General features: G+C 62.7%; 18 protein-coding genes. 5 read left to right on the forward strand and 13 right to left on the reverse strand.

Features of this window, described 5'->3' with window-relative positions; all coding sequences use genetic code 11:
- Window positions 1-2 precede the first annotated feature (2 nt).
- Window positions 3-860, forward strand: coding sequence for an ABC transporter permease (locus DBZ32_RS07300; protein WP_119166489.1), 858 nt, complete (start codon window positions 3-5; stop codon window positions 858-860).
- Between the two features lie 199 nt (window positions 861-1,059).
- Entirely contained in the window at window positions 1,060-2,019 is a 960-nt protein-coding gene (locus DBZ32_RS07305; protein ID WP_119166490.1) for a ribonucleotide-diphosphate reductase subunit beta, read from the forward strand.
- A gap of 119 nt (window positions 2,020-2,138) precedes the next feature.
- Here the strand turns inward: DBZ32_RS07305 and DBZ32_RS07310 are convergent, their stop codons facing one another.
- The 8 genes from DBZ32_RS07310 to DBZ32_RS07345 form a co-directional block, all read right to left on the reverse strand.
- Entirely contained in the window at window positions 2,139-4,232 is a 2,094-nt protein-coding gene (locus tag DBZ32_RS07310) for a PAS domain S-box protein (RefSeq protein WP_119166491.1), read from the reverse strand.
- 500 nt (window positions 4,233-4,732) lie between these two features.
- On the reverse strand, window positions 4,733-5,083 hold the full coding sequence (mnhG, locus tag DBZ32_RS07315; protein ID WP_119166492.1) for a monovalent cation/H(+) antiporter subunit G: 351 nt from the start codon (window positions 5,081-5,083) through the stop codon (window positions 4,733-4,735).
- Complete coding sequence (locus DBZ32_RS07320) at window positions 5,083-5,418, reverse strand: monovalent cation/H+ antiporter complex subunit F (protein ID WP_119166493.1); 336 nt, start codon at window positions 5,416-5,418, stop codon at window positions 5,083-5,085. The genes mnhG and DBZ32_RS07320 overlap by 1 nt, the downstream gene beginning before the upstream one ends.
- The gene (locus DBZ32_RS07325) at window positions 5,415-5,888 is read right to left on the reverse strand and encodes a Na+/H+ antiporter subunit E (protein ID WP_119166494.1); all 474 of its coding nucleotides are present in this window, start codon (window positions 5,886-5,888) and stop codon (window positions 5,415-5,417) included. Before DBZ32_RS07325 ends, DBZ32_RS07320 begins: the two co-directional genes overlap by 4 nt.
- Entirely contained in the window at window positions 5,885-7,450 is a 1,566-nt protein-coding gene (locus tag DBZ32_RS07330; protein ID WP_119166495.1) for a Na+/H+ antiporter subunit D, read from the reverse strand. Before DBZ32_RS07330 ends, DBZ32_RS07325 begins: the two co-directional genes overlap by 4 nt.
- Complete coding sequence (locus DBZ32_RS07335; protein ID WP_119166496.1) at window positions 7,447-7,836, reverse strand: Na+/H+ antiporter subunit C; 390 nt, start codon at window positions 7,834-7,836, stop codon at window positions 7,447-7,449. The genes DBZ32_RS07330 and DBZ32_RS07335 overlap by 4 nt, the downstream gene beginning before the upstream one ends.
- The gene (locus DBZ32_RS07340; RefSeq protein WP_119166497.1) at window positions 7,836-8,333 is read right to left on the reverse strand and encodes a Na+/H+ antiporter subunit B; all 498 of its coding nucleotides are present in this window, start codon (window positions 8,331-8,333) and stop codon (window positions 7,836-7,838) included. Before DBZ32_RS07340 ends, DBZ32_RS07335 begins: the two co-directional genes overlap by 1 nt.
- Entirely contained in the window at window positions 8,330-10,687 is a 2,358-nt protein-coding gene (locus DBZ32_RS07345; protein WP_119166498.1) for a putative monovalent cation/H+ antiporter subunit A, read from the reverse strand. The genes DBZ32_RS07340 and DBZ32_RS07345 overlap by 4 nt, the downstream gene beginning before the upstream one ends.
- Before the next feature lie 619 nt (window positions 10,688-11,306).
- Here DBZ32_RS07345 and DBZ32_RS07350 point away from each other — a divergent pair.
- The 3 genes from DBZ32_RS07350 (at window position 11,307) to DBZ32_RS07360 (ending at window position 15,225) form a co-directional block, all read left to right on the forward strand.
- Entirely contained in the window at window positions 11,307-13,649 is a 2,343-nt protein-coding gene (locus tag DBZ32_RS07350) for a xanthine dehydrogenase family protein molybdopterin-binding subunit (RefSeq protein WP_119166499.1), read from the forward strand.
- Entirely contained in the window at window positions 13,646-14,476 is an 831-nt protein-coding gene (gene cysQ, locus DBZ32_RS07355) for a 3'(2'),5'-bisphosphate nucleotidase CysQ (RefSeq protein WP_235830094.1), read from the forward strand. The genes DBZ32_RS07350 and cysQ overlap by 4 nt, the downstream gene beginning before the upstream one ends.
- Before the next feature lie 98 nt (window positions 14,477-14,574).
- Window positions 14,575-15,225, forward strand: a complete 651-nt coding sequence (locus DBZ32_RS07360) for an FMN-dependent NADH-azoreductase (protein ID WP_119166501.1) — start codon at window positions 14,575-14,577, stop codon at window positions 15,223-15,225.
- 4 nt (window positions 15,226-15,229) lie between these two features.
- Here the strand turns inward: DBZ32_RS07360 and DBZ32_RS07365 are convergent, their stop codons facing one another.
- The 5 genes from DBZ32_RS07365 to DBZ32_RS07385 form a co-directional block, all read right to left on the reverse strand.
- Entirely contained in the window at window positions 15,230-17,017 is a 1,788-nt protein-coding gene (locus DBZ32_RS07365) for an SLC13 family permease (RefSeq protein ID WP_208539140.1), read from the reverse strand.
- A gap of 59 nt (window positions 17,018-17,076) precedes the next feature.
- Window positions 17,077-17,868: an SDR family NAD(P)-dependent oxidoreductase gene (locus DBZ32_RS07370; protein ID WP_119166503.1), complete on the reverse strand. Its 792-nt coding sequence runs from the start codon at window positions 17,866-17,868 to the stop codon at window positions 17,077-17,079.
- Between the two features lie 138 nt (window positions 17,869-18,006).
- Window positions 18,007-18,420: a hypothetical protein gene (locus DBZ32_RS07375; RefSeq protein WP_119166504.1), complete on the reverse strand. Its 414-nt coding sequence runs from the start codon at window positions 18,418-18,420 to the stop codon at window positions 18,007-18,009.
- A gap of 46 nt (window positions 18,421-18,466) precedes the next feature.
- Entirely contained in the window at window positions 18,467-18,748 is a 282-nt protein-coding gene (locus DBZ32_RS07380) for a hypothetical protein (RefSeq protein ID WP_119166505.1), read from the reverse strand.
- Between the two features lie 143 nt (window positions 18,749-18,891).
- A complete protein-coding gene (locus DBZ32_RS07385; protein WP_162906618.1) occupies window positions 18,892-19,773 on the reverse strand; it encodes a universal stress protein in 882 nt (293 codons plus the stop codon).
- Window positions 19,774-19,966: the final 193 nt, after the last annotated feature.

Genomic DNA, 19,966 nt, shown 5'->3' on the forward strand with positions numbered 1-19,966 from the left:
CCATGGCAAAAGTCTCCTCCCTGCCGCCCTACGCAACGCCGATGGAACGGGCTTGGTACTATCTCTTCCGCGTCATCTGCGGCTGCGTGTTCCTATTCCTGATCATGCCGATCCTGGTGATCATTCCCCTATCCTTCAACGCCACTCCCTACTTCACCTTCACGGAGGGTATGCTGGCGTTCGAGGCCGAGGCCTACAGCCTGCGCTGGTACCAGAACTTCCTGACCAACGACCGCTGGCTCACTTCGATCGAGAACTCGGTGATCGTCGGCATTCTGTCCACCATCCTGGCCACCACTCTCGGCACCTTGGCGGCGCTCGGCCTCAGCCGCGAGAAGATGCCTCAGCGCACCCTCATCATGGGCATCCTGATTTCACCGATGATCGTGCCGCTGATCATCACCGCGGCCGGCATCTACTTCTTTTATTCCAGCGTCCAGCTCACCGACTCGCTCCTGGGCCTGGTGCTGGCGCACACGGCGCTGGGCACGCCCTTCGTGGTCATCACCGTCACCGCGACCCTGATCGGCTTCGACAAGGCCCTGCCGCGGGCCGGCGCCATGTGCGGCGCGCCACCGACCACGGTGTTCTTCAAGGTTATTCTGCCCCTGATCCTGCCTGGCGTGATCGCCGGCGCGCTCTTCGCCTTCGTGACCTCCTTCGATGAAGTCGTCGTGGTGCTCTTCGTCGCCTCAAGTCCCGAGCAGTACACGATCCCGAGGCAGATGTGGTCCGGCATCCGCGAGCAGATCAGCCCGACCATTCTGGCGGTCGCCACCCTGCTGATCGGCGTCTCGATCCTGTTGATGACCACGATCGAGCTGCTGCGCCGCCGCTCCGAAAGGCTGCGAGGCCTGTAAAAAGCCCTTTGACCGCAGATCGTTTCGGCCCGCAGGTTCGGCTGCGACCGACAAATTTCCCATATCATCCACAGAAAAGCCGACTTGTACCCGCTTTTCCAGCACGACTTGGCCTTGGCGACGCGGGGGGACTAAGCTACATTCCTTAGCATCCGATCCGCTGCGACCCACAATATCTAGTGTCTGGAGCTCTCTCCGCATGTCCCTGCTGGACGCCGACCCGATTTACAAGCCCTTCGCCTACCCCTGGGCCTTCGAGGCCTGGCAGGTACAGCAGAAAGTGCATTGGCTCCCGGACGAGGTGCCTTTGGCCGACGATGTGAAGGATTGGAATCGCGCCCTGAGCGAAGGTGAGCGCAACCTGCTGACCCAGATTTTCCGCTTCTTCACGCAGTCCGACGTCGAGGTGAATAACTGCTACATGCGCCATTACGCGCGCGTGTTCCAGCCGACCGAAATCCAGATGATGCTGGCGGCCTTCGCCAACATGGAGACGATCCACATCGCGGCTTACAGCCACCTGCTGGATACCATCGGCATGCCAGAGCAGGAGTACTCGGCCTTTCTCCATTACAAGGAGATGAAGGACAAATACGACTACATGCAGCAGTTCGGCGTCGAGACGAAGAAAGACATCGCGCTGACATTGGCTGTCTTCGGCGCCTTTACCGAAGGCCTGCAGCTCTTCGCCTCTTTCGCGATCCTGCTGAACTTCCCGCGCTTCAACAAAATGAAAGGGATGGGTCAGATCGTCTCCTGGTCCGTACGCGACGAGTCGCTGCATACCAACTCCATCATCCAGCTCTTTCGCACTTTCGTGCACGAAAATCCGGACGTCTGGGACCAGGATCTGGAGCGCGAGCTTTACGGCGCCTGCGAGACCATCGTGACCCACGAGGATGCCTTCATCGATCTAGCCTTTGAGCTGGGCGGCATCCAGGGCCTGAGCGGCGCCGAGGTGAAGCGCTACATCCGCTGGATCGCCGATCGCCGCCTGACTCAACTGGGGCTGCAACCGATCTACCGCATCGAGGGCAACCCCCTGCCCTGGCTCGATGCCATGCTCAATGGGATGGAACACACCAACTTTTTCGAGAACCGGGCAACCGAATATGCGCGCGCGGCCACCCAGGGCAGCTGGGGCGAAGCCTTCGACTGATCCCTCTGCGGACGAGGCTTCAGATCCGTCTCAGTGTTTTCCCGGCTCTGACTCGCCGGTGGGCAGGTCTCCGCCGGCACATTGCCCGATTGTCGCTGCGCTCCGAGAGCGATCGACCGCTAGCTTGCCATGCCCAGCTTGCCGATCTGCGTCTTGGTTTCCGAGATCAATTCGCCAATCTCCGTCGCCGACCCCGAGGATCGTCCCGCCAGCTCACGAACTTCCTCGGCCACCACCGCAAATCCGCGACCGTGTTCTCCAGCGCGGGCGGCCTCGATCGTGGCATTGAGGGACAACAGATTGGTTTGCGAAGATAGCTGATTGATCTGCGAAGCGACGCCATCAATACGGTCCAAAACATTCGACATCAGTTCGGTAGATTGCGCGACGGCAACGCGCCGCGCCGTTACATCCGACCCATTCATCACGATCCTGTCGAGCGCTCCCGATACATCCATGATCGGCTGCAGCGTAGCCGACAGCCAGACGGTTCCGCGCTCTTCAATATCGAGCGAGAGCTCCTTGGCGACCGGAGAACCTTGCCTCAAGGTCTGCTGCTCTTCATTCGTGACAAACTTGGAGAGACTCAGAATCGGGGAAGTCCGCGACTTGGCGTCTAGCAGTTCACGCGCATAGTCATTGACGTCCGCGACCTGACCTTCGGCATTCCATTCGACCACGGCGTTGGAACGCCGAATGGCATCGATCCGCGCGCTCGACGCCAAGGCTTCCAACTTCGTTGTGGTGATGTTCGCTTGCACCGAAATGAACTTACTGAGCTGACCCGCGTCATCGAACACTGGGTTGATCGACAGGGAGATCCAGTAAGGTTCACCGTTCTGAGAGTAGTTGAGGATCTCCTCGTAGAAGGGTTCACGCGCCTCAAGCTTCTCTTTGATACTAGAAACAGTATCGGGAGAGGTATGTTTTCCCTGGAGAAAAGCACCGGGTTTCTTACCGATGACCTGATCGAGATTGTACCCCGTCAGCCTCGTAAAACCGGGGTTGACGTATTCGATCCAACCCTCCGGGCCGGTGATGACCACCGAGTTGTCCGTTTCGTTGGCGACCAGCGAAAGTAACCGGAATTGATCCCGACGCCGGACCTCTTCGTCGACGTCCTTTACGAAGGCGGTATAGACGATCTCATTGTCCAGCTTGACCTTCGATAGAGATAAGGCGCCCCAAACGCGGGTTCCATCCTTGCGCTGCACCTGCACTTCACGGCTCGTACCGACGATCTTGTCCTGGCCCGTGGTGCGGTTGGCGTTGACGTTTGCGTCATGATTGGCCCGAATTTCATCGGGCACCAGCATCTTGACGTTCTGTCCGAGCACCTCGTCGCGCGCATAGCCCCACAGGCGCTCGGCCGCGAGGTTGAAGAAGGTCACCGTGTTGTGTTCGTCAATGGTAACGACAGCGTCCAGCGCCTGCTCCAGCGTTTGGTTGATCATTTCCCGTGCGCGGCGTTCCTCGGTGATGTCCTTGACGAAGGCTGTATAGCTGATCAGTCCGCCTACATTGACTTTCGACAGAGACAGATTGGCCCAGATCCGCGTGCTGTCCTTGCGCTGAATTTCAACGTCCCGCGAAGTTCCGACGATCTTGTCTTGACCGGTTTCCCTGTTGTGGTTGACGAGGCTGTCGTGATTGGCGCGAAGCTCGTCGGGCACCAGCATCTTGACGTTTTGTCCGACCACCTCGTCGCGTGCATAGCCCCATAGCTCCTCGGCCGCGCGATTGAAGAAGGTTACGATGTTATCGTGGTCGATCGAGACCACCGCATCGAGCGCCTGCTCCAGCGTCTGCTCAATCCTCTCGCGCGATTCGCGCTCCTTTGTGATGTCCTTGACGAAGGCCGTGTAGCTGATGGCCCCCCCAGTCCCGATCTTGGACAAGGAGAGATTGGCCCAGGTCCGCTGACCGTCCTTGCGCTGAATCTGGATGTCGCGCGACGTGCCGACGATCTTGTCCTGACCGGTGCGCCTGTTGGCATTGACCATTTCGTCATGCCCGTCGCGAATCTCGTCCGGCACCAGCATCTTCACGTTCTTGCCGACGACTTCGGTGCGGCTGTAACCCCAAAGCTGCTCCGCAGCCTTGTTGAAGAAAGTCACTCGATTCTTGGCATCTATCGACACGATGGCATCGAGAGCCTGCTCAAGCGTCTGGTTCACAGAGCCGTGGCGCCAGCCAAAAATTCGATGAAGCATAAGTATTTCCCCGCCGATCAAACGAATTCTACGAGTAAACCGTAGACACCTAAAAAATGTATTAAGTGTATAGCAGTCATGGGAGTTTATGTTCTAATTCCACCCTGGATTAATCAAGTTATACTTTAATCAACTTAATGTATAGATGTTCGACTGGTAGTTTAGTATTCTCTAAACCGACATTTTATTATAGCACAAATGAATTTCTTTTATCTGACAGAGTGCGGCCGAGAACGAGAGACTGAACTATTCCACCCCTCGTTTCTCGACGGCCTGCACAATTGGACAGTTTGGAGCAATCGGTGATTTAGAGCACTCCAGTCGATAGCCGGTGCCTCACCACAGCCGCAGAGCCGCATCGATCCAGTCCGACGTGGCTATCGAACGAAGAGCCCGCTTGCTTCGATCAAGCTGCGAAGAGATCCAGCTCACACACGACCGGCAATCCTGACATCCGATTCAAGACCTGATCTGCCGTGCTTGCGAACCTGAGCGCTCGCCTACTTCTTAGGTTTGTCGGTCCGCCTGTAGCGGCCTTCCCACTCGTCGATCTGGGTGCGGTCGGACAGCGGCACGCCCATACGGTAGGCGGCCCGGCCGATGGCGTGAGCCGCCACCGGGGCGGTGATCAGCAGGAAGAGGATGGTCAGGATCGAGAAGGAAATGCTGACCGTGTCGGCGAAGTGAACCGCCAAGGCCGCGAAGATCAGTCCGGCGCCGAGAGTTCCGGCCTTGGTCGAGGCATGCATGCGGATCAGAACGTCCGGCAGGCGCAGGATTCCGAGGCCTGCGACGAACACGAAGAAGCCCCCGGAGAGCAATAGCAGAGCGACGATCCAGTCATTCACCATCAGCGGTCGCCCTCTCGATCCCGCAGATCGGCTTCGAGACCGAACTGCGCGGCGCGCCGATCAGCATACCAGGCGAAGGCCACGGTCGCGAGAAAGGCGACCAGCGCCAGACCGATCGCCACGTCCAGGAAGGCCGAGACGTCGCTGGCGATCGCGAAGAGCCCGACGAAGCCGACGGTGATGATGGTGATGAGATCGAGCGCAACCACACGGTCCGGCAGGCTGGGCCCGCGCACCATCCGAATGAAGGACAAGGCGATGGCAACCAGCATCAGCAGCGCGGTGATGTCGATGGCCCAGGCCAGCACGGCTGCGTGGTCGCTCAGCCCGCTCATCGCATCGCCTCCATCACCTTGCGCTCCATCCCCGCCTTGATTTCCCGGCGCAGGATATCGGGATCTTCCACGAACATGCCATGGACGTAGAGGAACTTCTTGTCGTCACTGACGTCGAGACTCAGGGTACCTGGCGTCAAGGAAATCAGATTCGCCAAAACCGCGATCTCCGCCGGATCCTCCACATCCAAAGGCACGGCGATGATGCCGGGTTGCGACTTGTGAACCGGCGTGATCACGTCCCAGACCACCTGAAGGCTGGAGACCACGAGCTCGTAGAGGAAGTAGCCGCCCAGGCTGATCAGCCGCAGAACGCGGCCGAAGTAGGCGGTACCGCCGAACAGAGGATTTGCGACCCAAAGCGCGGCGAACCCCATGGCGAACCCAATGGCGAGGTTCAAAAGCGTGAAGTCGGCGAAGAGGGCGCACCAGCCGATCGCCAGCAGCAGGTTAAGCACGAAGAGGTTCATTCTTGGACCTCCAACACGTCCGTCTCTCCGCTCGCAAGCGACACCGCCGTCATGCGCGCGAGCCCCTCGTCCCCAAGCACCGCCGCCACGTAGGGCCGCGGATCGAGGAGCTCTTCCGCCGAGCGCTCCGCCAATTGATAGAAGGGCTCGACGAAGAGGCCGATGGTCACCGTCATGGCGGCCAGCACCGCAATCGGGCCGAGCAGAAACCAGCGTTGCGCGCCGGTCAAGGGCGGCGGCGGCGGACCCGCCTCTGCCGGCCGCGCTTTCCAAAAGGCATTCAACCAGATCTTGGTCATGGAATAGATGGTCAGCAGACCGACCGCCAGCGCGACGGCCGCAATGACGTAGCCTTCGGCTTCGATAGAGGCCTGAACCAGCACGAACTTGGCCCAGAAACCCGACAAGGGCGGAAAACCTGCCAGCGAGAAGGCGGGAATGAAGAACAGAACGGCAATCAAGGGGTGATATCGGTAGAGGTCGCCCAGACGCTTCAGCTCGAAGGAACCGCCGATGCGGTTCACCACGCCCGAAACGAAAAAGAGGTTCGCCTTCACGATGATGTGGTGAACCAGATAGAAGACGGCGCCGACGATCCCGAGCGGCGTGTAGAGCGCCAAACCGAGGATCATGTAGCCGATCTGGCTGACGATGTGGAAGGAGAGGATGCGCCTCAGTTCGTTCTGCGCCGCCGCACCCAGCACGCCGGTCACCATCGTCAGGCCGGCGACCCACAGCAGGATCTCGTGGGTGTAGCCGACATCTCCGGTAAAGATCAGGGTGAAACAGCGGATCAGCGCGTAGACCCCGACCTTGGTCAGCAGACCGGAGAAGATCGCGGAGACCGCCACCTTCGGCGTGTGGTAACTGGCCGGCAGCCAGAAGAACAGCGGGAAGACCGCCGACTTGATACCGAAGGCGACAATGAACATCACCGCCACCACGGTCACCAACCCCTGGTTCTCCACTTCCTGGAGGCGGATGTGGAGATCCGCCATGTTCAGCGTGCCGGTCAGGCCGTAGAGCAGGCCGATCCCGCCGAGGAAGAGAATGGTGGCGATCAGATTGAGCGCGACGTACTTGACCGCACCGTCCAGCTGCGCCCGGCGACCGCCCAGAACCAGCAGCGCGAAGGAGGCGATCAGCATCACCTCGAACCAGACATAGAGGTTGAAGAGATCGCCGGTCAGGAAGGCGCCGCAGACGCCGCACAGCAGAGCATGCAACAGCGGATGAAAGCCGTAGGCGACCGCCTTGTCGCCGACATCGCCGAAGGCGTAGACGACCGTCGCCAGGCCGATGATGGCGGTGATCAGCACCATCACGGCGCTGAGGTGATCGGCCACCAGCGTAATGCCGAAGGGCGCCGGCCAGTCGCCCATCTGAGCCGCGAGGATACCCTCTTGCCAGACCGCCGCCATCAGGGCGATCGACAGGCCCAGCAGCCCCAGCGCAGCGGTCACGCTGACGATACGCTGGGCTGCGAGATTACCGCGCAGGATGAAGCCGATAACCGCCGCGATCATCGGCAGGATAATCGGAAGAACCAGCAACCAACTCATAGAGGCCGGTCCTTCGAAGCCGGCTCGGCCGCGCTCTCCTCGGGCTCGGCGACGCGCATGGCATCGGTGTCCACCGTCTCAAGCTCCTGATAGGCGCGAAAAGCGAGCACCAGAGCGAAGGCGAGTAGGCCGAAGGAAATCACGATCGCAGTCAGGATCAAGGCCTGCGGCAAGGCATTCGCCACCCCGGGATCGGGCAGGCTTTCCCCCGTCGCGATCAAAGGCGGTGCCGCCCGCGTCAGGCCACCGCCCGCGAAGATCAGCAGATTGGCAGCGTTGGAGATCAGGACCAGGCCGAACACGAAACGCACCAGGTTGCGGCTGAGCATCAGATAAACGCTGGCCGCCATCAGTACGCCGACCAGGACCGCGACGATCGGTTCCATCAGGATCTGTCCTCCGGCAAGGATCTGTCTGCCGGCCAGGACCTCGTCTCGAGCCCGGGATTCTCCTCGGGTTCAACCGGGTCGTCCTCGACGTCCGCCTGTTGCTCCTTGATCCCCAGCACAATGGTCAAGACCGCGCCGACCACGACCAGATAGACGCCGATGTCGAACGGCAGCGGCGTGCCGGCCTTGAAGTCCATGATCGTTGTCCACTGACCGGTCAGAAACGGCGCCGGCTCCAACAACGCCAGGAAGCCCGAGCCGATGGCGAGGCCGAGGCCGACAGCTGCGATCACGCGCGGATCGGCCCGGAGCGCCTTACGCACGGCCTCCGCGTCGGTGGCCAGGGCATAGAGCGCGAAGGCGATGGCAGCGATCAGCCCACCGATGAAGCCGCCCCCCGGCTCGTTGTGGCCGCGCAACAGCATGAAGACGGAGAAAACCAGCATGAGCGCGACCAGGAGACGCGAAGCCTCGCGCAGGATCAGGGAATTCATGCGCCGATCCTCTCCTTCCCGCCCCGGTCTTGTCCGCCGACCTGACCTCCATTCTTGCGCGTGCCGTTGCTGCGGCGGCGCGGACGCAGCATGATCAGCGCATAGGCCGCGACGCCGGCAACGGCCACCACCGCCACTTCGCCCAACGTATCGAGCGCGCGGAAGTCGACCAGGATCACGTTGACGATGTTCCGGCCGAACCCTCCGGGCATGGAGTTTTCCTCGAAGTAGTCGGTGATCGCCTGCTGCGGCGGTTCCGCCGTCACCGACAAGACGATCAAGGTGGTCGAAACGCCGACCACGCCAGCGACCACCGCATCGCGCAGCCGGCCGGCACCGGTCGGACGCTGCTCGCCGCGAAAGTCCGGCAGCTTGAGTAGGACGATGGCGACGATCACCACGACCAGGGTCTCGACCAGAAGCTGAGTCATGGCGACGTCTGGCGCGCCGAACAGCAAGAAGATCAGCGCGACACCGGCCCCGACCACACCGAGCGAACAGATCGCCAAGAGGCGCGATTCGGCCATCAGTGTGGAGGCGGTCGCCGCCACGATCAGTAAGGCAACACCCCATTCGACGAAATTGGCCGAGACCTCGGGCAGGGGCCAGACCAGTGCATCCTTCAGCACCAGCGTCGTTGCCAGGGCCAGCCCCAGAGTCGAGAAGACCACGAGGATGTAACGCCGCTGGGTCCCGCCCTGCAGCCAGCGCGTCTGCCAGATGGCGACATCGGCGATCCAGGCCATGGCCCGGTCGTAGGCGCGGTCGCCCGTAAGCGGAAAAGCGGCAACACCGCGCGAGAGGAGCGCCAGCAGACGTGCCCGCTTTGCATAGATCAAGGCACCCGATGCGACGGTGATCGCCGAAAGGATCAGCGGGATGTTCACGCCGTGCCAGAGCTTGACCTCGTAGTCCGGTTGATACCCCATCACCGCCGCAGCCGCCGGCAGCAGCAGCGTCTCGGCCGTGAGGTCCGGCAGCAGCCCGCCGAAGAGAGCGATCACACCGAGCACCAGAGGACCGATCCACATGGTCACGGGAGCCTCGTGCGGGGGCTTGGGCAGATCCCGCTGCGCGCCGAAGAAGGGCAGGAACGCGACCAGTAAGGCCACCGTCACCATCATGACCTTGGCGGCAACGATGGCGGCAACGGCGATGTAGGGCTCGGCCGGCCAGGCCAACGCGCCCTTGTACAAAAGCTCCTTGCCGATGAAGCCCACGAAGGGGGGCAGCCCGGCCATCGAGAGCGCGGCCAGGATCGCTGCCGCACAGGTCCAGGGCATGGCCCGCCGCAAACCACCGAGCCGACTCAGTTCGCGGGTGCCGGCCTCGTGATCGATGTTACCGGCCACCATGAAAAGCGCGGCCTTGTAGAGAGCGTGAACGAAGATGAAGGTGACGGCGGCGATCAGACCGATCGACGGATCGCCATTCTCCGCACGCGTCGGCGCCCCGAGAAACATGACGCAGGCGCCCAGCGCCATCACGGTCGTGTAGGCCAGTACCTGCTTCAGATCGGTTCGGGTCAGTGCAATGATCGAGGCATAGACGGTGGTCACGGCCCCGAAGATGGTCAGGGTCGCCATCCAGATCTCGGTGTCGCCCAGAACCGGGGTGAAACGAGCCAGCAGGAACACGCCGGCCTTCACCATGGTGGCCGAATGCAGGTAGGCTGAAACTGGCGTCGGCGCCGCCATCGCGTTCGGCAGCCAGAAATGGAAAGGAAACTGGGCCGACTTGGTAAAGGCGCCGCAGAGCACCAGAATCAGAATCGGCAGATAGTCGGCGTGCCCGCGAAGGACGTCGGGATCCGCCAGGATCTCCGACAGGCTGTAGGTGCCGGCAGCCTGGCCCAACAGGATGAAGCCCGCAAGCATGGCCAATCCGCCGGCCCCGGTGACGAAGAGGCCCTGCAGGGCGGAGCGGCGGGCCGCCGCATCCTCGTGGGTGTAGCCGATCAGCAGAAACGACGTAATCGTCGTCAGTTCCCAAAAGACGAAGAGCGCAATCAGGTTGTCCGACAGCACCAGCCCCAGCATCGCCAGCATGAAGCTGACCAGGAACAGCGTAAAGCGGCCGACCTGCGGGTAGCCGCGCATGTAGTCGCTGGCATAGAGCAGGATAAAGCTGCCGATCCCCGTGATCAGCAAGGCAAACAGCAAGCTTAGCCCATCGACCATGAAGGACAGGTCGATCCCGAGCTGCGGGATCCAAGAAATCCGCCAGGTCAGGACGGCGCCGCCCGAAACTTCGGGCAAAAAGGTCAGGAACCAGACGAAGAGCGTAGCCGGCAACAGCACGACGAGCCGTGAAAACAACGGTACCGGTGCATCGGCCTTACTGGCGGCAGCCATACTCTCAGTCGTCTCCCCGTCCCCACAGCCGGCCCGTCACTTGCTCGCGACGTTCCGCCGACCGCACCGACCGCCGCAGCCCCGCCGCCGGCACTCCCGAGCCGGATTTCCAATGAATCCGTCTCTCAATTCAACATGTTAGAGCACATCCGAGGGCTCAAGCCAAACCATCGCGTGGCTTGACCCCGCCTCGATTTGCTCTCAGGCAAACCTGTCCGCCCTTCGGCTGAGTTTTCGCCGGCCATCGACAGGTCGGCACGCCCCCCGCGCGAATTCTCCCGCGTTCTGCGCGGTATATTTGGCACGAACCGGAGTGTTTCAAGACGAGTCCGGTTCCAAGGCATCTGCGAGCGCTGGGAAAGAGCCCTGCGATGCTGCGGCGCAACCTTCGCCCCTTCCCCGCCAGCCCCTAGCCCGCCTATGATCGGCCTCGCTCAAGAAGCATGCTCGGGAGCAACAACCAAGAAGTCCCGATCGTCGAGTCCTCGGAACTGTCGGGCATTTCCAGAAAAATCGCGCGATGCTGCTCTGAACTTGGAATAAGAGCGTTTCTCGGACGATCAGACCGCCTCGCCTGATCGCCCGACAAACGCTCTAGCGAAACAACGGGAGAGTCGGAATGGGTCAATTCGGCAAAGGCCAAGGTATCAGACGCGTCGAGGACCAGCGGTTCCTGACCGGTCACGCGCGCTACACCGACGACATCCGTCTAGCGGGCGAAAGCTATATGGCCGTCGTCCGCAGTCCCCTGGCGCATGCTGAAATCACCGCGATCGATATCGCAGAAGCACGGGATCTGCCCGGCGTTCTGTTGGTTCTGACGGCGGAAGACCTCGCGAGCGAGAAGATCGGCAATATTCCGGTGCTCGCCAAAATCCAAGGACGCGACGGCGAGGTGAAGCAACCGCCGCATCCGGTCCTGGCCCGGAGGTTCGTGCGTCACGTCGGCGATCCGGTCGCCGTGGTCGTGGCCGAAACGTACGAACAAGCCGTCGCGGCGGCCGAGACGGTGGTGGTCGACTACGACGACCGGCCGGCCGTGACCGACGCCGCCGCCGCTTTGGCGGCGCAGGCACCCCAGGTACATCCTGAAGCACCGGGCAACCTGGCGCTCACTTGGGAGCATGGCGACCGCGCTGCCGTCGAGGCGGCCTTCGCCAAGGCCGAACGGAGGGCGCGCATCGAGATCATCAACAACCGACTGGTCGTGAACTCCATGGAACCGCGGGTGGCGCTCGGCGAGTACGACCCGGCCAGCGAACACTTTACGCTCACCACGCCCAGTCAGGGCATCTTCCGACTGCACGACCAGTTGGCCGAAACCATCCTAGGCACGACCAAGGACAAAGTCCGCATCGTAACGCCCGATGTCGGCGGCGGTTTCGGTATGAAGATTTTCTGTTACGCCGAACAGGTGCTGGTTCTGCTGGCCGCGAGGCGGCTTGGCCGGCCCGTGCGCTGGGTCGGAGAGCGAACCGAGTCCTTCCAATCGGACATCCAAGGCCGCGACCACAGGACCGTGGCGGAGATGGCGATGGACAAGGATGGCCGCTTCCTTGGGATTCGCGTCGAAACCAAGGCCAACCTAGGAGCCTATCTCTCCAACTTCGGACCCTACATCCCGACCGGCGCCAGCACGCAGATGTACTCCGGTCTCTACAAGATTCCCGCCATCTTCGCGGAAGTGCAGTGCGCCTTCACCAACACCGTGCCGGTCGACGCCTACCGGGGTGCCGGGCGGCCCGAAGCCGCCTACTGCATGGAGCGCCTGGTTGAGGCCTGCGCCCGCGAGATCGGTGTCGACACCCGCGAAATCCGGCTGAGAAACTTCATTCGACCCGAGGACCTTCCCTACGAGACCGGGATGGGCCCGGTCTACGATTCTGGCGATCCGGCTCGCCTGCTCGAGCAGGCCACGAAACTGGCGGACTGGGAGGGTGTGGCCGAACGCAAGGCGGAAGCGCGCCGGCGCGGCAAGTACCGCGGCATCGGCCTTGCCTCTTACGTCGAGGCCTGCGGCGGCATCGGTGCGGAGGAAGCCCGCATCTCCCTGGAGGAAGACGGCGGCGTCACCCTTGTGATCGGCACGATGACCAACGGCCAGGGCCACCACACCGCCTATGCCCAAATTCTCAACGATCTGATGGACATTGATCCGGAGAAGGTCCGCCTGGTGCAGGGCGACTCCGACATCGTCAAACGCGGCGGCGGCACCGGCGGGTCACGCTCGCTTCTGATGGGCGGCGTCGCGACAGAGCGCGCCGGAGAGAAAGTCATCGAGCGCGCGCGAAAGGTGGCCGGCCATCTGCTGGAGGCCGCCGACGCCGATCTGGAGTTCGCCGACGGTCTTTTCACCATCGCCGGGACCGACAAGCGGGTGACCCTGACGGAGGTCGCGAAAGCAACCCACGGCGAGGACTTGCCGGAGGAGATCGCCGGACCGATCGAGGAGACGGGCGGCTACAAGGCAGAGGCCATGACCTATCCCAACGGCTGTCACATCGTGGAACTCGAGATCGACGACGCCACCGGCACGGTCGAGATCCTGCGATACGTCGTGGTTGACGATTTCGGCAAGGTCGTGAACCCGCTGCTGGTACTCGGTCAGGTCCATGGCGGTACCGCCCAGGGCATCGGTCAGGCCTTGTTGGAGCATACCGTCTACGATGAGGACGGCCAGCTGATCACGGCCAGCTTCATGGACTACACCATGCCTCGGGCGGACGATACGCCCAACTTCGAGATCACACTGGTCGAAGACATGCCCTGCGCCACCAACCCGCTGGGGGTGAAGGGCGCCGGCGAAGCCGGAGCGATCGGCGCGCCGCCGGCAATCATCAATGCGCTTCTGGACGCCTTGCAGCCGCTTGGCGTGGCTCACCTGGACATGCCGGCCACACCGGAGCGGATCTGGCGCGCAATGCGCGACGCCGACAGCGCGCAGCGGCGGGCGGCAGAATGAGCGAAAGCGGAATGAACAACAGCGAGCAAGAGGCCGAACCGCAGGACGACCTGCTTGCCGTTCTGCGTATCCTCGCCGAGCGGGCCGGCAAGATCGCGCTTGCCTACTATGCGGAAGCTGAAGAGATCGAGGTTCGCAGCAAGGCCGACGCCTCGCCGGTCACGGAAGCGGACGAGGCCTGCGAAGCCTTCTTGCTGGAGGCATTGCACAAGCTGACACCGGACGTGCCGGTGGTTTCCGAAGAAGCCTCGTCCCAGAGCGGCCTGCCGGATATCGACGTGACAAAGCCCTTCTGGCTGGTCGATCCGCTGGACGGCACGCGGGAGTTTATCTCTCGGAATGGCGAGTTTACCGTCAACGTCGCCCTGATCCGAAACCAGCGGCCGGTGGCGGGCGTGGTGCATGCGCCGGCATTGGCCATGACCTGGTGCGGCGGCTTCGACGACGAGGGCAAGGGTCACGCCAGCTTCAACGAGACGGACCGGCCGCCGATGGCCATCGAAGCCCGGCGAACGCCTGAAGCGGGCGAGACCGTCGTGGCCAGCCGCCGTCACGGTTCGGGCGAGGACCTGGAGACCTTCCTTGCCGAGCGGAAGATCGCCGAGCGGGTCACAGCCGGCTCCTCCCTGAAGTTCTGTCTGGTCGCGAGCGGCAAGGCCGATCTCTACCCTCGCTTCGGCCCGACCATGGAATGGGATACCGCTGCCGGCCAGGCGGTCTTGACGGCCGCGGGCGGATTGGTGGAAACGCTGGATGGCGAACCGCTGCGTTATGGCAAGGCAGGCTTCGCGAACCCGAACTTCGTCGCCGTCAACCAGCGTGACTAGCCTCCCCGGGAAACAATAGGTTTCCGTTACAGACCTTCGGTTTTCGGGTGGGAAGCCCGATCTCTTGCTGAACAGCCAGCAAGAAGAGACTTCTCGCCATGGCCGCCAGCATCACGCATCTCGCGACGAACCACTCCAAAGGTAACCCGACGCCACGAGTCCTGCGGATCGACGCGAGTGCGCGCAAGACAGGCTCCACGACGCGCGGCTTAGCCGACAAGGTCATCGAGCGGCTGCGTGACCAGCATCCGGAGTTAACGCTTGTCGAACGCGATCTGGCTGAGGGCATTCCCTTCGTGACCGAGGCCTGGGTGGCCGCGAACTTCATCCCGGCCGAGACCCGCACGCCCGAACAGCGGGCTCAACTGGCGGTCTCCGACCTGCTGGTCGCGGAACTGGAGACTGCCGACATCCTGGTCATCGGCCTCCCGATCTACAACTTCGGCCCGCCGGCTGCTCTCAAGGCCTGGATCGACCAGATCGCCCGGGCACGCGTGACCTTCCGCTATACGGAAAACGGACCGGTCGGCCTGCTGGAGGGTAAGAAGGCCTATCTGGTCGCGGCCTCCGGCGGAACGGCAATGGGCAGTGCCATAGACTTCGCGACGCCCTATCTCCGGCACGTCTTGGGCTTCGTCGGCATCGAGGATGTCACGCTGATCGCCGCCGACCGACAGATGGTGGACGCTGAAGCCGCCAGCGACAAAGCGGAACGCGCACTCCAGAGCGCACTGCCGTTATCGGCTTGAGCCGCTAGAGCCCCCAGACCAACAGGATCATTGGAATCGCCACGGCGACGAGCAGCAACTCGAGCGGAGCGCCCATCTTCCAATAGTCGCCGAAGCGGTAGCCGCCCGGCCCCATGATCAGCGCGTTGTTCTGGTGACCGATCGGCGTCAGAAACGCGCAGGACGCACCGATCGCGACGGCCATCAGGAAGGCATCGGGATTGGTTTCCAGCCGCTCGGCGAGATTGACGGAGATCGGCGCCATGACCACGGCGGTCGCGGCGTTGTTCAGAACGTCGGACAGCGTCATAGTCACCACCAGCACGAGGGTGAGAACCACCCACGCCGGCAGGCCACCGGTCACCTCGAGAATCGCGGAAGCGATGGTATCGGTCGCGCCGGTCGATTGCAGCGCCCCGCCGACCGGGATCAGTGCGCCCAGCAGCACGATCACGGGCCAGTCGATCGCAGCATAGAGCCCGCGCAGCGAGACCAGACCGCTTGCCACCATCACGGTCAGGGCGGCACCGAAGGCGATGTAGATCGGCACGAGGCCCAGGCTCGCGACGAGGATGGCAAGCGCGAAGAGGCCAGCCAGAGAAGCCGCATGGCGGCGCTGTCCGTAGATCAGCCCGCGCTCGGCCAAGGGAAGCAGGTCGTAGCGCGCCACGAAGTCGGAGACCCTGTCTTCCTCGCCATGAAGCAGCAGGACGTCACCGGCCGCGAATCGAAAGTCGCGCAGACGTCCGCGATAAGGCCTGCCCTCCCGCGCCACACCCAGAAGCGTGAGTCCGAGGCGCGAACCCAGGCGTAGCTGCTCGACCGTCCGCCGTTCCAGGTTGCTGTTGGGCGGAATGACGGCTTCGGCAACGATTGCCTCGCCATCGGTCAGCAAGCCGTCTTCCGGAGTGCCGCTTTTACCCTGTTCCACGCCCAGCCGCCGGACGAAGGCTTCCAAATCCTTGGGCGACGCTTCGATCAGAACGCGGTCGCCGACGATCAGGGCGAGACCGCTTGGAACCGGCGCGATGCGCCGGCCCTGACGCATCACGGCTACGACCTGCACTTCGAGGTCCTTAACCTTCTCGTATAACTCCGAGACCGTCAGGCTGGAGGCCTCGCTGTCAGCCGGAATGCGGATCTCCGAGAGGTAGGCGTCGATCCGCATCAGCTCGGCCGCGCCGGTGCCCGCCGCATCGCCGCGTGGCATGAGGCGCCATCCGATCAGCGTTACGAACAGCAGGCCGGCCAGGGCGACGACGCCGCCCACGGGGGTAAAGTCGAACATGTCGAAACTACCACGTGCGGGCAAAAGTTCGGCCCGCTGCGTCGCCACGATGATGTTGGGCGGCGTTCCGATCAAAGTGATCAGGCCGCCCAGAATGGTTGCGAAGGAAAGCGGCATCAAGAGCAACCCCGCCGCCCGCTTGGCCTTGGCAGCGCTCGAGAGCGCCACCGGCATCAGCAAGCCCAAGGTGCCGACATTGTTCATGAAACCGGAGAGCAGGGCACCGATCCCGCCCAGCGCGGCAATATGCGTGGTCGTCCGCCCCGCAGCCGGCTGCACAGCCCGAGCGAAGATATCGGTCGCGCCCGAATCGCTGAGCGCCTTTGACAGCGCCAAGACCAGCGCCACTGTCACCGTCGCCGGATGGCCGAAGCCTGCGAACGCCTCGGTCGCCGGTATCAAACCAGCGACCACACAGGCGATCAAGGCGCCGAACGCAACCACGTCGTAGCGGATCCGCCCCCAGACCAGCAGAACGACAAGGAGCGCCAGAAGGCCGAACAGCAAGCCTTGGTCGAGACTCACCCGCAACTCCGGTCGTCTGGGGTCATAGCTGCAGCCGTGGCAGAGTCAGCGGAGCGGCATCAATAGAGATGCTGGCCACCGGTGACGAAAACTTCGGTTCCGGTCACGTAAGCGAAGTCACGCGTGCAGAGCCGAAAGACGGCCGCAGCCACTTCATCGGGCGTGCCCATACGCTGCATCGGAATACGCGGGATGAGGCTTTCATACTCCGGTCCGATCATGCCGGTCTCGATCTCACCCGGCGCCACGGCGTTGACGCGGATGCCGAGCTGCGCCAACTCCACCGCCAATTCGCGCGTGAGAGCCGAGAGTGCAGCCTTGGAGGTCGAATAGGCCGAACCGGCGAAGGGGTGGGTCGCATGACCGGCGATCGAGGTGATGTTGACGATACTGCCTTTCCCGCGCCGCAGCGGCACGGCGAAACCACGCGCCAGCGTCAAGGGCGCGAAGAAGTTCAGTTCGAACACCCAGCGCCAGTCGGCGATGTCTCCGTTCAAGCAGCCCAGCCGTTCCTTAAAAGGCGTTTTCGGGCTGACAGCCGCGTTATTGACCAGCGCCTGCAGGCCTCGGTCGCCGAGGATCTCGACCGCTTCCGCGATGAAGTCGGCGACACCCGCCGGGTCGGCTAAATCGGCGGTGATGTGATGAGCCCAGTTTGGATCGCGCTTGCAGGCCTCCGGCACCTCCTCGCGCGAACAAGTAATGATTCGCCAGTTCTCGTGCGAGAAACGCATGACCGTCGCGTGACCGATGCCCCGACTGGCGCCGGTGAGCACCACGGTCGGCTTCTCTGCACCGTCGCTTTGCGTCTTTTCGAGCGTGAGGCGGTCGGCGGAGATCTGATCGGCCATACGGCGCAGTCTAGACCAAATCGCGGTCTAGCGAAATCGCGCCGACAACCCGCCGAACCACGCGGTCCGATCCCCGATCGATCCTACCGAAAACCGAATCTCGCCTCGAGATTTTGCGCACAACGCCGCTAGGATGGCTCAAGAGGCTGCCGCCCCGCCTTGCTTAGCCAACTGAGCCTGTCCGGCCGAGCGAACGGAAACGACCTGAAAGGTGCGCATGACGTCGTCCTGTTCGCGCAGCGACACATACTCGCCCTCCACGAAGCGATGACTGTCGAAGCGATACCCAGACTCGTCGACATCGGGATCGCCCTTGATGTCGTAGTGGAAGGCCCAACTGCGGCCGCGGGTATGGATCAGATGGCCGTACTCGTCGGCCTCGCCTTCCCAGAAACGCCAGACGTTGCAGTGCTTGCGCTGCTTTCGCCATGCCTCGACATCGATGTGTCCTTCGACGTCTAGCGGTGCAACGAACTCGTAGCCGCGGCTCGGACTGCCATTGGGAAAGTCGTGATCGCGCGCCAACTCAAGGCGAATCGACATAAGCTTCATGAGCGGATGAGCTCCTGCAAAAACCGATGGGTAGGATCTTGACGACCTAAGCCGAGGCCTTGGCGACATCGACGTCAGGGTGCGTCTCGACGAAGTGGCGCAAGACCAAACGCAACTTCAACGCATGCTTATAATCCTGACGACCTTCGGCCGCAGCAATATCCTCAAGAATCATGCGTTTGAGCAGCGGCACACCGTCGGGCGAATGCACCAGATAGTTGCCAAGCTCTGCCGCCACGATCTCGGGGCAGTGCTCATGCTCGACGATCGCGTCGATCTCGTCTTCCGTGAGGTCCGATAAGGCGATCACATCATCTAGCGTCAACATGGCTTTTCCTCCAAGAGCCGCCGGTCAGGCGGCGTCGACGCGTCCAGGGGCGGCGCTCTTTGCGGCGGCGCCACCTCCAGGTCACGGCAGGTTTCTTACTTCGTCATCGGCACTCCAGTGCGCACGATCCAGGTCGCGATCGTTTAGTGCGCCATCAGGACCGGCAGGCTGGTGTGGGTAAGCACCTCTCGGGTCGCGCCACCGAGCACGAACTCACGCAGCCGGCTGTGACCGTAGGCCCCCATTACCAAAAGATTTGCACCGGCCTCCGCGGCGGTGGTCAACAGCGTGTCCCCGGCACCGTCCGTCAGCGCGACCTCGCGTGCCCTGGCATCGACGCCATGCAAGGTAAGCCACGCCACCGCGGTGTGCGGATCGTGGGCGTTACCTTCGGGTGGTTTTTCACCGCCGTTCAAATGAACGACCTCCACGGCTTCAGCGCCGGCCAACAGCGGCAGAGCAGCCGTTACCGCCCGCGCGCACTCGCGCTGGCCGGTCCAGCCAACCACCATTTTGCTTCCTATCGCGCCTTCGTATCCAGGCGGAACAACCAGGACCGGGCGACCGGCCTCGAAAAGCGCGGCCTCCAACGCCGGCGCATAGGCCCCATCGCTCTCGGCGTCGGGCCGTCCGGCGATCACCAGATCGAACACCAGTGCGCGCTGAGCCGTTTCGCTTTCCTCACGCCCCGTCACGCTGCGCCAGGCGAACACGAACTTGCCCGCCTCCGCCTTGCCATTGGCCTGAAGCGGTTGCGCATCGACGCCGCGGCACGCGTCTTCATAGGCCGTACGCGCGACCTTGGCATGATCCTCCACGCTGCGCCGCAGATCAGCCGAAATCTGCTCGACCATGGCGCCGGACATACCTTCGCCCACCAGCGGAATGGAACTGTCCGGGTCGAGTTGAACGTGCAACGCCTCCACATAGGCGTCGTAGCGCCGACCGATCTGCACAGCCGCAGCAAGCACCGCAGAACTGGCGGGACCGCCATCGACAACGGCGAGCAGCGATGAAATGGACATAAACCGTAACCCTCTAGCAGCCTTCCATCCGCCTCTATGTCCGCCACCACGGGAAGAGGCAGAGCTTGCCAGCAAGATCCGTGTGCTGGCCAGACAGGGCATTGATGTGCGTCAACGAACCAACTGACGGGCTCAGATGAATGGCGACAGATAGGCGAAGTGGGACCGGTAGAGCGGCAAGTACCGGCAGAGA

The sequence above is a fragment of the Algihabitans albus genome (assembly GCF_003572205.1).
Classification (GTDB): Bacteria; Pseudomonadota; Alphaproteobacteria; order Kiloniellales; family DSM-21159; genus Algihabitans; species Algihabitans albus.